The 12,237-nt window shown below is 58.8% G+C and carries 10 protein-coding genes; 5 read left to right on the top strand and 5 right to left on the bottom strand.

What is annotated here, in order from left to right:
• Window positions 1–3: 3 nt before the first annotated feature.
• Both ACJ8IL_RS09895 and ACJ8IL_RS09890 read right to left on the bottom strand, forming a co-directional pair.
• Window positions 4–117 (bottom strand): YmiA family putative membrane protein, encoded by a 114-nt coding sequence (locus tag ACJ8IL_RS09895; protein WP_049232362.1) that lies wholly within the window; start codon window positions 115–117, stop codon window positions 4–6.
• A gap of 388 nt (window positions 118–505) precedes the next feature.
• Window positions 506–2,158 carry a multidrug ABC transporter permease/ATP-binding protein gene (locus ACJ8IL_RS09890; protein ID WP_043139777.1) on the bottom strand — a complete coding sequence of 551 codons (1,653 nt, stop codon included), beginning with the start codon at window positions 2,156–2,158 and terminating at the stop codon, window positions 506–508.
• Window positions 2,159–2,336: 178 nt separating this feature from the next.
• Between ACJ8IL_RS09890 and ACJ8IL_RS09885 the strand changes: the two genes are divergently transcribed.
• From ACJ8IL_RS09885 to lldD, 3 genes are all read left to right on the top strand, one after another.
• Window positions 2,337–3,257 (top strand): LysR family transcriptional regulator, encoded by a 921-nt coding sequence (locus ACJ8IL_RS09885; RefSeq protein WP_141998885.1) that lies wholly within the window; start codon window positions 2,337–2,339, stop codon window positions 3,255–3,257.
• A gap of 323 nt (window positions 3,258–3,580) precedes the next feature.
• A complete protein-coding gene (locus ACJ8IL_RS09880; RefSeq protein WP_043139775.1) occupies window positions 3,581–5,164 on the top strand; it encodes an L-lactate permease in 1,584 nt (527 codons plus the stop codon).
• Between the two features lie 42 nt (window positions 5,165–5,206).
• On the top strand, window positions 5,207–6,346 hold the full coding sequence (lldD, locus tag ACJ8IL_RS09875) for an FMN-dependent L-lactate dehydrogenase LldD (RefSeq protein ID WP_025304093.1): 1,140 nt from the start codon (window positions 5,207–5,209) through the stop codon (window positions 6,344–6,346).
• A 1-nt stretch (window position 6,347) separates the two neighbouring features.
• Here the strand turns inward: lldD and ACJ8IL_RS09870 are convergent, their stop codons facing one another.
• Window positions 6,348–7,157 carry a MoaF C-terminal domain-containing protein gene (locus tag ACJ8IL_RS09870; protein ID WP_038629879.1) on the bottom strand — a complete coding sequence of 270 codons (810 nt, stop codon included), beginning with the start codon at window positions 7,155–7,157 and terminating at the stop codon, window positions 6,348–6,350.
• A gap of 35 nt (window positions 7,158–7,192) precedes the next feature.
• Window positions 7,193–8,410 carry an MFS transporter gene (locus tag ACJ8IL_RS09865; RefSeq protein WP_043139766.1) on the bottom strand — a complete coding sequence of 406 codons (1,218 nt, stop codon included), beginning with the start codon at window positions 8,408–8,410 and terminating at the stop codon, window positions 7,193–7,195.
• A 716-nt stretch (window positions 8,411–9,126) separates the two neighbouring features.
• Between ACJ8IL_RS09865 and ACJ8IL_RS09860 the strand changes: the two genes are divergently transcribed.
• Both ACJ8IL_RS09860 and ACJ8IL_RS09855 read left to right on the top strand, forming a co-directional pair.
• Entirely contained in the window at window positions 9,127–10,044 is a 918-nt protein-coding gene (locus ACJ8IL_RS09860; RefSeq protein WP_025304096.1) for a TIGR03571 family LLM class oxidoreductase, read from the top strand.
• 158 nt (window positions 10,045–10,202) lie between these two features.
• A complete protein-coding gene (locus ACJ8IL_RS09855; protein WP_049206127.1) occupies window positions 10,203–10,634 on the top strand; it encodes a VOC family protein in 432 nt (143 codons plus the stop codon).
• 6 nt (window positions 10,635–10,640) lie between these two features.
• On the opposite strand, the gene ACJ8IL_RS09850 is transcribed toward ACJ8IL_RS09855, so the two are convergent.
• Complete coding sequence (locus ACJ8IL_RS09850) at window positions 10,641–12,185, bottom strand: BCCT family transporter (RefSeq protein WP_025304098.1); 1,545 nt, start codon at window positions 12,183–12,185, stop codon at window positions 10,641–10,643.
• Window positions 12,186–12,237 lie beyond the last annotated feature (52 nt).

Below are 12,237 nucleotides of genomic sequence, written 5' to 3'. Positions count from 1 at the left end.
CTGCTAACTCAGTAACCAGTAAATCACGGCGGCGGTTAACAGCCAGAATAGCCCGCTACCGATAAACACACACAGCCATGCTCTACGTTTGATATCAGATCCATCCTTGCTCACCACAGCGCCCTCAACCAATAGATTAAACCATTCAAACATTAATTATCGATCTGTTTTAACGATCAATAAAGTCGTTTTTTCCTATGGAAATTTAAAAAACAACTGCTAGCCATAGATCTGCATTACCGCCCTGGTAAGAACGGCACCGTGGATATCACTGTTATCGGCAGGCGATAACTTGAATTGATAGGCGAACGAACGTGCAGTGTGTCATACCTTGAAAGGTCAAAATTAAACCACTAGTAAATAATTCAACTATCAATTATTTGACTGGCCGTAAGCCAAATCGACAACAGACAGCGCTAAAGGCGGGGGATAAAATGAAACGACATACTGGGATCATACGAAGAGAAGCACCGGCCCGCTTTGGTCTCGCCCGGGCCGGCGTGAGTTAACCGATTCTGCTGACGGAATCCCGGCTGGCATGTTCACGCTCGCTGCCGGTCAGCTCACGTAAATGACCCGAGCGCATCTCAAGCAACCGATCGGCGTATTCGAAATAGTGATCGTCATGGCTGATGGCAAACACCGTTTTGCCCAGCGCACGCAGTTCTGGCAATAGTTCACGATAGAAAATGCGCCGGAATTGCGGATCCTGATCCGCGGCCCATTCATCCAACAGCAAGATATCGCGCTGTTCCGCCACCGCCAGCAGCAAAGCCAGACGCTTGCGCTGCCCCTGCGACAGTTGCGGATTGGTCACCCTGGTGCCGTCGAACTGCAGTTTGCTTTTCATATTCAACCGCTCGAGCCAGGCGGCGACCAGCTTCGCATCGGGTTCACCGCCTTCCGGCCCTTGTAAACGATCGAACTGATGAAAATCGGTGAAAATCGCCGAAAATAGCCGGCGGTAGTCCGGCATATCCGCCGCGGTCTGGGCGACGCCATCCAGCACGATGTGGCCGCTCACCGGTCGGTACAATCCGGTCAACAGCATCGCCAGCGTTGACTTGCCGCTGCCGTTGCCGCCGATCAAAAAGACCAGCTCGCCACGCCGCAGCGTCAGATTAAGCGGCCCGACGGCAAAACCGGGCTGCTGTTCCTTATCTGCATAGTGAAAAACCACGTCACGCAGCTCCAGCGTCTGCCAGGAACGGCAGGCGGCGACAGGGAACGCCGGTTGGTACTCGGCCAAGTGCAGCGTCTTCAGCTTGTTGAAGGCGACTTCGGCGCTGACCAGCGTCGGAAACGCCCCCACCGCCTGCAGTAATGGCGTGCGCAAGAACAGCAGCGTCAGGGAATAGGTGGCAGCCACCGCCGAGTCCGCCCATCCCAGGCTGTTAGCCATAAAGAACACCAGCCCAATCGCGCCTAACATCATGATATTTGACCAGTTGAGCGCACTCAAATGGAAGGTATCGGCGCGAATGATATGGTGGCGGTAAGTTTGCGCATCGGGTTGATAGGTCTGTTCGTACAGCGCCTGCGCTCGCTTGCGGTTTAACGTCAGTTCCTTGCGACCGTCAATCACCGATTCGTAATGATGATAGAGGCGCTCTTCCGACTCGCGCAAACTGGCCATATGGCGATAAACCCGCGAGACCAGGCAGCCGCTGCCCACCACGGTGACGGCGACCCACACCGCCGTCACCGCCAACATTTTCGGCGATAACCACCCCAGATAGGCCGCCGACCCCAAGGTTAAAATCACCCCTTGCACCAGTTCGGGCAAGCGCACGAAGGCGACGGTGATATTGCGGACATCGCTGGACAGGCTCGCCAACAATGAGGCGCTGCCTAACTGTTCAAGGCGTTCAATATCGGTATCCAGGATGCGCTTCACTAACTGCCCGCGCAGGCGGTAGACGAAGTAATGGCCCAATGTCGTCAGCGCCAATTGCGATCCCAGCGTGACCGCCATCAGCAATGCCAGCAGGGCGAGAAACATTGGCAGTACGGCCAACGCATCGCCGCCGGCGTCCATCAGGTATTGATTGATAAACGCAATAATACCGATGCCTAAGCCGGCGCTGGTCATGGTCAATGCCATAACCGCCAGAAATGGCCAACGATACTGGTGATAAACCACCCGTAGCAGTTCCATGAAAAAACCTCTGAAGTCGCGATCTGGCAGGCATTGTAAGCGGCACGAGAATGAGATCAAGACGAATTCTCATTGCTCGCGCAGCCTCTGATTTCGACGCCAAGGGCATTTTGATGATTGCTTATTGAAACGAGAGACTTACACTGACGCCTCTATCCGCTGAAGGGAACAGCCGATTATGCTCGCCACTCACGAATACGCCAACGACCTGATTCTGTTCGCCCTGATTGTCGACTACGGCTCGTTCAGCAAGGCCGCGGAGAGCGCCGGCATCACCAGTTCGGTGGTCAGTAAACGCATCGGGCGGCTGGAGAAATCCCTGGGCGCCCGGCTGCTGTACCGCACCACGCGCAGCCTGACGCTGACCGAAAGCGGCCAGGCGCTCTACCAACAGGCCAAAGAGATCGGCGCCAAAGTGCAGGAGGCACTGTACGCCGTCAGCGAAAAAAGCGAAGAATTAACCGGTACCATCCGCATGTCGGTGCCGACCATTTCGGGCGAGCTGCTGCTGAGCGAGAGCGTGGCGGAGTTTTGCGCACTGCATCCCAGTCTAAAGGTCGAAATGCGGCTGGAAAACCGCTTCGTCGATCTGGTGGAAGAAGGCATCGATCTGGCGATCCGTACCGGCACTATGCCAGATTCGAGCCTGATTGCCCGGCCGATCTTCGATTCCCGCTGGGTGATCGTCTGCTCGCCGGGCTATTTGGAAAGCCACCCGGAACCACGCAGCGCCGAAGACCTGCTCGGCCACAATTGCCTGACCTACACCTACCAGGAGAGCGGCACCGCCAACTGGCTGATGAAACGGCCGGGGCGCAACGAAATCTACGAGCTGCAGGTTAACGGCAACCTGTCGGCCAACAATGCGCGGGCGATCCGCAAAGCGGTGATCGGCGGCCACGGCATCGCCATGGTGCCGCGCTGCATGGTGTATGAGGATTTGCAGGACGGCAAACTGACGGAGATCCTGGCCGGCCACTGCGGCAAGGTATTGGGTATTTATGCCGTTTATCCTTACACCCGCAATCTGCCGTTAAAAACCCGTCTGCTGATCGAACATATCATCGGTTCCTACCAAAATATCGGCCATTACTTTTGAGTTTTCTTCTCTGATTATTTCCCCTCGGCCGCAAAAGACCGCGGGGATTACGGCATTTTTGGACATAATCTATTGAACATTACGGCTTAATTAATGTGATATCGCGCATTCATCACACATAAAAACCTTCTATCAAACTGATTTTAAAGCAGTTAATTTACCCCCTCCCGTCGACCAATTTCCCGCCGCCAACGCCGTTCGCCGATGTTAAAAAATTACCGCATGGCATCGTCGCCATCGTTGTGATTAGAATGAAAATGTTGCGGTAATTAACCTTTCAGCTACATATCTCTGCCCATAAAAATAATAACCCTGAGGATCTTATGCCCCTGCTTTTTAGTATTGCGCCCATCGTCCTACTGATTTGGATGATGACCAAAAGGAATGGCGTGCCCTCTTATCTCGCCCTGCCGCTGACGGCCGCCGCGGTGTATGCCGTACAGCTCCTGTGGTTCGATGCCTCGCTGCGGCTGCTGCATGCCAATATCATCACCGCGCTGGTGTCGACGCTGACGCCGATCACCATCATCGCCGGCGCCATCCTGCTCAACAAACTGATGCAGGTAAGCGGCGCGGAAAACGTGGTGCGGCGCTGGCTGGAAACCATCAGCCCCAATCCCGTGGCTCAGCTGATGATTATCGGCTGGGCATTCGCCTTTATGATCGAGGGTGCCAGCGGCTTCGGCACCCCGGCCGCCATCGCCGCGCCGATTCTGGTCGGGCTGGGCTTCAACCCGCTGCGCGTCGCCCTGCTGACGCTTGTAATGAACTCGGTACCGGTCTCCTTCGGCGCCGTGGGCACCCCCACCTGGTTCGGCTTTGCCAATCTCGGCCTGTCGGACGCCAGCCTGCTGGAGATCGGCCGGCAAACCGCGCTGATCCACTTCATCGCCGGCTTCGTTATTCCTCTGCTGGCGCTGCGCTTTATCGTTTCCTGGCAGGATATCCGCCGTAACCTGCCGTTTATCCTGCTCAGCGTGCTGAGCTGCACCCTGCCCTATCTGCTGCTGGCCCAGGTGAACTATGAGTTCCCGGCGCTGGTCGGCGGCGCCATCGGCCTGGCGCTCTCGGTGCTGCTGGCACGCGGCGGCATCGGTCTCGCCCGCAGCGACAAACTGCAGAACGCCGGGCAGGCGGTGCCGTTCTTGCAGGTGGTCAAGGCCATGACCCCGACCCTGCTACTGATTGCTATTCTGATAGTGACGCGCGTGCATCAGTTGGGCCTGAAGGCGCTGCTCAACAACACCACGCTGCTGTGGCAGGAAAACCTCGGCTGGCTCGGGGAGCTGCGCATTAGTCAGGCGCTGATCGTCGAACTGCAGCAGGTACTGGGCACCTCCGCCGCCGCCGGCTACAAAACGCTGTATGTCCCGGCGCTGATCCCGTTCCTGTTGGTGGTGGTGCTGTGTATTCCGCTGTTCCGTCTGAATGGCGGCCAGGTGCGGCAAATGTTCAGCGAAACCGGCGGGCGCATCGCGCGGCCCTTTATCGCGCTTTTCGGCGCGCTGGTGATGGTCAACCTGATGATGCAGGGCGGCGACAACGCGCCGGTGATCCTGATCGGGAAAGCGTTGGCGGCGCTGACCGGCGAGAGCTGGCTGCTGTTCTCTTCGTTCCTCGGTGCGCTGGGCTCGTTCTTCTCCGGTTCCAATACCGTTTCGAACCTGACGTTCGGCGGCATTCAGCAATCGATCGCCCAGAGCAGCGGCCTTGACGTCAATCTGACGCTGGCCCTGCAGTCCGTCGGCGGCGCCATGGGCAACATGGTGTGCCTGAACAACATTATCGCGGTCTGTTCGATCCTCGGGATCGGTAACGCCGAAGGCAAAATCATCAGAAAGACCGTGCTGCCGATGCTGGCGTACGGAGGGATTGCGGCCGGTATGGCAGCGATCCTCACGCTCTGACTGAACACTCGTTATCGCAAGCAAGACAAGAAGGTAAACACTATGATCATCTCCGCGTCAACCGACTACCGGGCCGCCGCCCAGGCCAAACTGCCGCCGTTTCTGTTTCACTACATCGACGGCGGGGCCTACGCGGAGCATACGCTGAAGCGCAATACCGCAGATCTGGCCGATATTGCCCTGCGCCAGCGCGTGCTGCGCAATATGTCCGAACTCAGCCTGGAGACCACGCTGTTCGGCGAGCAGCTGGCGATGCCGGTAGCGCTGGGGCCGGTGGGGCTGACCGGCATGTACGCCCGCCGCGGCGAAGTGCAGGCCGCGCGTGCCGCGGCCAAAAAAGGCATTCCGTTCACGCTGTCCACCGTGTCGGTCTGCCCGATCGAAGAGGTAGCGCCGGCGATCGATCGGCCGATGTGGTTCCAGCTCTACGTGCTGAAAGATCGCGGCTTTATGCGCAACGCACTGGAACGCGCCAAGGCCGCCGGCGTGAAAACGCTGGTGTTTACCGTCGACATGCCGGTGCCCGGCGCCCGTTACCGCGACGCCCACTCGGGAATGAGCGGCCCTAACGCCGCCCTGCGCCGCGTGCTGCAGGCGTTTACCCATCCGCAGTGGGCCTGGGATGTCGGCCTGTTCGGCAAGCCGCACGATCTGGGCAACGTCTCGGCCTACCGCGGCAAACCGACCAGCCTGGAAGACTACATCGGCTGGCTGGGCGCCAACTTCGATCCGTCGATTTCCTGGAAAGATCTGGAGTGGATCCGCGAATTCTGGGACGGCCCGATGATCATCAAAGGCATTCTGGATCCGGAAGACGCCAAAGACGCGGTGCGCTTCGGCGCCGACGGCATCATCGTCTCCAACCACGGCGGCCGCCAGCTGGACGGCGTGCTGTCGACCGCGCGCGCCATGCCGGCGATCGCCGACGCAGTGAAAGGCGACATTACCCTGTTGGCCGACTCCGGCATCCGCAGCGGCCTGGACGTGGTGCGCATGATCGCGCTGGGCGCCGACAGCGTGCTGCTGGGGCGCGCCTTCGTCTATGCGCTGGCGGCGGCGGGCGAAGCCGGGGTGGCCAACTTGCTGGATCTGATCGACAAGGAAATGCGCGTCGCTATGACGCTCACCGGCGCGAAATCCATCACGGAGATCAACGCCGGATCGCTGGTCAGAAACGCCTGATTCACAGCGGCTGCACGCCCTCCGGGTACGCGTTGTAGCTCATCTTGCTGATGAATGCCCCGGCCGGTGACACCAGCACCCGGCCGGCGGCGTCCAGCCCGAGGAAGGTGCCGGTGCAGCGTCCGGAGATAAAGTCGAAGAAGAACACCGAGCACACCGGGATAATCTTTTCCCGGAAGGTGAACAGGAACATCTCATCCTCAAACTTGTAGTAAGTGGCGTAGTCCATGTCGCCGTGGCCGAACTGTTCGCCGCGCAGGTTTTGCCAGGCGTAGCGCTCGGTGTTGACGTAGAAGTGCTCGTAGTAATGGTTGGGGCTGTAGACGTTCAGCGTGCGATAGCCGATCAGCTCGCGGGTCAAATGCGGTGCGATGCCGCCCGGCGTGACGCCTGCAATCAGCCCAACGTGGAAGCTTTGCTTGAGGCGAGACCCCTTTTCTACCGCATGTTCAGGCAGCAGCGTGCTGCGCACCAGCAGCGCCCGGCCGCTGTCGCGGTTGAGCACCAGCGTCAGGCATTCGTTGCCCGGCGACTGCAGCGGAATATTGAAGAAATAGCGTGCGGCGGAGGTTTGCACCTCTTCGTAAGCGTCCTCGCCGCTCTCCCCGCCCCAGGCCCAGAGCACCCGCTGCCGATCGGCGCTGAAACGCAGCGTGAAGTCCCCGCCGTCTTCAAAGGCGATCTGCAACGTTTTGCCGCGCCAGTCCTGGGTGCCCGGCAGCCGGTTGGTGTCGATGCCGCGTGCGAAATCGTCGTAATTCTTCCAGTCCGGTTCGGCATTTTGATTCAGTACGGATTGTTCTGCTGACATCTTCGCTCTCCTTGATTGAATGGGATAAAACCGTCTTACACGTCGGCAACGCTCGCCGGTTTCACCGTTCTGCGGCTCACCACCGCGGGTGCAGTTTCATCGAGAAAACAGCTCAGTACGCCGGCGCAGACCGCGCCGGCAGCCGCCAGCCACATCACGCTGACCAGGCCATAGCGATCGGCGATCAGCCCGGCGATAAACGGCGCCAGACAGCCGCCAATCACCTCGCCGATCCCCATCACCAGCCCCAACGCGGTGGCGATACGGGCCGGCGATACCGTTTCAGACGGGATGGTGGCCATAAACAGCGTGAAGCAGCCGAGGCCGGTATAAGACAGGAACACCAGCACGCCCAGCAGCCACGGGTTGTCGACGTAGCTCAGGAACAGCGGGCAGCACACCGCCAGCAATGAAAAGAAGATCAGCGTCGGCTTGCGGCCGAGGCGATCGGAAATCGCCGGCACCGCTACGCCCCAGAACACCCAGGCAGCGCCGATGGCGCTCATGATGCCGCCCATCGTGCCTTCGCCGAAGCCGCGGTCGGTCACCAAAAAGTTGGGGGTGAAGGTAATGATGATCATGAACCAGGTGACGAACACGCAGGAAATCAGAATGCACAGCGCCACGTTCTTGATTTTGAACAGCTCGCCGTAAGCGGCTTTGCCCGCCGCCTTACCGGTCGCCGGCGCGGCGATAAAGGCGGGATCTTTTTTGCCGTTCACATGGCGATAGATCAACCACGCCAGAATGATGCCCGGCACGGCGGTCAGGTGAAACGCCATGCTCCAGCCCCACTTCTGCGCCAGATAGATGATCAGCGGCGGCGCGATAATGCCGCCCAGCAGCCCCGGCGCCGCGCCCTGGATCAATCCCATGTTGAAACCGCGGCGCTGCGGCTGCGATTTTTCCACCATCAACGATTGCGCGATCGGCAAAACCGGCCCTTCGGCGATCCCCATCAGCGCCCGGAAGATCAATAGCATGGCAAACCCGCTGACCAACCCCGACAGCGCGGAGAACAGCGAAAACACCAGGATCGACAGGATCAGCATCGGTTTGCGGATATTAAAGCGATCGGCTATCGCCCCCAGCCCCGCGCCAGACAGCGCCCAAGTCAATGCCAGCACCGCCGACAGCGTGCCGAGATGCACGTTGCTGAGCTTGAGGTCGGCGGCAATCATCGGAAACAGAAACGAGATGGTCAGACGATCGACGAACACGCAGCCGAAGACGAAAAACAAAATAATCAGCAACCGGTTCTCTTCACTTAATGCGCGGCGAGGCCCTGGCGATGTATTCATAGCGTCATTTGTCCATAAGTTAACTTATGAATGGCGACCCGCCATGGCATAAGTGTATTAAGCGCTCGGCCAAGAGAAACATTGGCCCTCCGTCACGACAACAACTCATTAACATATTAATGACATAAAATTATCGCAAGCCGGCGGTCTGTCAACCGGCGCTTTCTTAGAGACGAATGAAGTTTTTATCCGGTACTATTTTAAAATAGAATTATCACAATCAGATATTTTATCACTTTGTTTTTACAGATAATAAAATAATAACGGGTATTTTCCCGCGGTTAAAAACGCCTATTTTCACGCCATCTGTGAATAATCTCACCATTAACTCTTCAGGTTTATTAATTTGTTATCCACTTTCAGTTAACGATAGGCAGCATTCGGATTCGTTTTTATCTATTGAATCATTTCGTTTTATTTTATTACCACACAACAAAGTAACTCTTACGAGGGAAAGGCTATTGGCAGGGTACATCATTTAATCTGGACAATAACAAAAGCGCAGAGCGTGACGTAAATCACGGCAATCATGCCGTATCCTGCAAAGTAATTATGCTCGCAACAGCAATTATCTATTGCGATTAGGGCTGTTTATCTCAATTAAGCGCCATGCAACACTTCGTGCCATCGTTCGACACCGCGCCGCAAGGCCAGAGACGGAGTGACACATGAGCATCGAAAAACTAACCCGGGAGCCGCTTTCCATCGGCATCGAGTTGCCGCTGGACAACGATTGGTCCACCAGCGGGCAGCTGAAACGCCAGCAGGATGGGCGACCGTTCGGCGTGCCGGACATGAGCGAACACGCTGCGCGCATCAAGCTGGCCGATGAGCTCGGCTTTCGCGCCGCCTGGGTTCGCGACGTGCCGCTGTACGATCCGGACTTCGGCGACGCCGCGCAGGTGTTTGAGACCTTTACCTACCTCGGCTACCTGTCCAGCCTGACGCGCAATATTCTGCTGGGCACCGCGGCCGTGGTGCTGCCGCTGCGCCAGCCGTGGCTGGTACGCAAAGCGGCTTCCACGCTGCAAACGCTGAGCGGCGATCGTCTGCTGCTCGGCGTCGCCAGCGGCGATCGCCCTGTGGAATACCCGCTGTTCGGCGCCGATTACGCCGCGCGCGGTGAACGCTTTCGCACCAGCGTCGGCATTCTCAAAGGGGAAGCCGACAGCGCGCTCCAGCCTGGATTGCGCCTGCTGCCGGCCACGCCGCCGCCGCCGCTGCTGGTCGCCGGGCTGGCGCAACAAACGCCTGAGTGGGTGGGAAAAAATATGGATGGCTGGCTGTCGTATCCCGGCACGCCTGCGGACCACGTTTCGCGGGTCAAACTCTGGCGTAACGTGGCCGGTGACAAACCCTACGTCAGCTTTATTCATCTCGACCTCACAGATAACGCCGACGCGCCGATTCAGCGCCATCGCTTCGGCATCAAGAGCGGCCGCAATGGGTTGATTCAGGAACTGAGCGCCATGCGTGACGCCGGGGTCAACCACATCGGCCTGCATTTCCGCCGCAACCAGCGGCCGCTGGAAGAGACGATGCAGGAGATCGGCCAACTGGTGTTACCGGAATTCCATCGCGCCTGACGCCCGCTTTAGCCCGCTATTCCGACCTGAGCTGGTCTTTGCCCCGTTACCGGGGCTTTTTTATTTCCGCCGCTGCTAGTTCATAACAACTCAGTCTAATCCCTACGGCCAAACGGCGGCATGATGACGGGGAAACGAGCCACTATGAGGAATGAGCAATGACGGCAAAACTGACAGAAGCGGGCTTTTGGCGCAAAACCGCCGACTCTTCATCGCTGCGCGAGCCGCGCGTACTGATCCGGGTCTACGTCGACGAAGGCGAGATTGACCGCGCCATCGCGTTTTACGAGCAACTGCACGGCGTGGAAGCGGATATGCGTTTCGACTTTCCCGAGCATCGGTTGGTGCTGGCAGCGGTAGGACCGTTTCTGATCCTGGAAGGCGCGGAAGAAAACCTACGCCCTTTTCGCAGCACCGTCGGCACGCTGCTGGTCGATGACATTTACCCTTACCACCAGCGGCTGCTGGCGGCCGGAGCCGAGATCTTCTTCGGCCCGGTGGAAGTGCCCACCGGCGCCTGTTTCAATGCGCGCCTGCCGGACGGCACGATTGTCGAGTACGTGCATCATCGGCCGCGCGCGGACGAATAAACCGCCTCAGGGGATCGCCGGCGTCATGGCGTAACCGCGCAGATCCTTGCGCAGGCTGACCATGTACAGCACGATCACCGCCGAGAACGGCAGGCCGCACAGCACCACTGCGGTCTGCATCGCGCTGAAACTGCCGGCGTACAGCAACCCGGCGCACACCAGCGTGGTGACCGCCGCCCAGAACACTCGCAGCCAGGCCGGCGCGTCATCGTGCGCGGAACCGCCCTGGCAGGAGAGGTTAGCTATCATCAGCGTGCCGGAGTCGACCGGCGTCAGGAACAGCACAAAGCTTATCACCACCACGAAACCGGCGGTCAGCTGGGTATAGGGCAGGTATTCGAACAGCTTGAACACCGCCATCGGCGGATCGCTTTGCGCTACCTGCCCCAGGATCGCCTGCCCGCCTTCCAGCACCAGGCTGATGGCGGTATTGCCGAAGATCGACAGCCACGCCAGCGTGAACCCGAGCGGGATCAGCAACACGCCGAAGATCAGTTCACGGATGGTGCGGCCTTTGGAAATGCGTGCGATAAACAGCCCGACGAACGGCGCCCACGCCACCCACCAGGCCCAATAAAACAGCGTCCAGGCACCCTGCCATTGGCGCGCCTTGCCGTACAGATACATATCAAAGCTGCGGCTGACGAGCGAGGTCAGATAATCCCCGAGGTTCTGCAACATGCCGTTGAGCAGGTTCAGCGTCGGGCCAGCCAGAAACACGAACAGCAGCAGCAGGCACAAGAAGCCGACGTTGATGTTCGACAGCATGGCAATGCCCTTCTCGACGCCGGTGACCGCCGCCAGCGTGGCCACCACCATCATCACCACGATCAGCGCCAGCAGTACGCCGGTGCTTTGCGGGATGTCGAACAGGTAAAACAGCCCCGAGTTCACCAGCAGCGCGCCGATCCCCAGGTTGGTCACCATCGAGATAACCGTCACCAGAATGCCGAAGCTGTCCACCAGATGGCCGACGCCACCGTGGATACGCTCGCCGAAGATCGGGTACAGCGCCGAACGCAGCGCCAGCGGCAAACCGCGACAATAGGCGAAATAGGCGAGCGCGGTGGCGATCAACGCATACAGCGCCCAACCGTGCAGCCCCCAGTGTAAAAAGGTCAGCGCCATCGCCTGCCGCGCCGCCTGTACGCTGCCGCCGCTGCCTTCCGGTGGCGACAGGAAGTGATCCAGCGGCTCATAGGCGCCGTAATACACCAGCGCAATACCGATGCCCGACGAGAACAGCATCGCCACCCAGGAGGGGTAGCTGAACTGCGGCGGCTCGTCATCCTGGCTCAGGCGAATATGGCCAAAGCGCGACAGCGCCAGCCAGAACACGAACGCCATGCAGGCGACCATCAGCAGCATGTAATACCAGCCGAACACATCGGCCACCCAGCTTTGCGCGACATTCAACCACTGTTTGCTGGCGGCGGGAAACAGCACAATCAGCGATCCCAGCAGCAGGATCACTGCCGCTGAACCGAAAAATACCGGGACATTTAATCTGACAGGTTCTTCGTCAAGCGATGGGGGAGTTTTCATTGTCATTGGCAGGCTTCCATGATGCGAAAGACAGACGATTTAAATGCAACCTTCAGTT

It is taken from the genome of Serratia sp. CY47444 (assembly GCF_052168635.1).
GTDB classification, from domain to species: domain Bacteria; phylum Pseudomonadota; class Gammaproteobacteria; order Enterobacterales; family Enterobacteriaceae; genus Serratia; species Serratia bockelmannii.
The sequence above is the reverse complement of the archived record's forward strand: the minus strand, read 5'-3'. Positions and strand labels throughout refer to the sequence as shown.

What these genes read in the sequence shown, in the direction of transcription:
- ACJ8IL_RS09890 (WP_043139777.1), bottom strand. Translation starts at nt 2,158, where the DNA reads ATGGAACTGCTACGGGTGGTTTATCACCAGTATCGTTGGCCATTTCTG.
- ACJ8IL_RS09885 (WP_141998885.1), top strand. Translation starts at nt 2,337, where the DNA reads ATGCTCGCCACTCACGAATACGCCAACGACCTGATTCTGTTCGCCCTG.
- ACJ8IL_RS09880 (WP_043139775.1), top strand. Translation starts at nt 3,581, where the DNA reads ATGCCCCTGCTTTTTAGTATTGCGCCCATCGTCCTACTGATTTGGATG.
- lldD (WP_025304093.1), top strand. Translation starts at nt 5,207, where the DNA reads ATGATCATCTCCGCGTCAACCGACTACCGGGCCGCCGCCCAGGCCAAA.
- ACJ8IL_RS09870 (WP_038629879.1), bottom strand. Translation starts at nt 7,157, where the DNA reads ATGTCAGCAGAACAATCCGTACTGAATCAAAATGCCGAACCGGACTGG.
- ACJ8IL_RS09860 (WP_025304096.1), top strand. Translation starts at nt 9,127, where the DNA reads ATGAGCATCGAAAAACTAACCCGGGAGCCGCTTTCCATCGGCATCGAG.
- ACJ8IL_RS09855 (WP_049206127.1), top strand. Translation starts at nt 10,203, where the DNA reads ATGACGGCAAAACTGACAGAAGCGGGCTTTTGGCGCAAAACCGCCGAC.
- ACJ8IL_RS09850 (WP_025304098.1), bottom strand. Translation starts at nt 12,185, where the DNA reads ATGACAATGAAAACTCCCCCATCGCTTGACGAAGAACCTGTCAGATTA.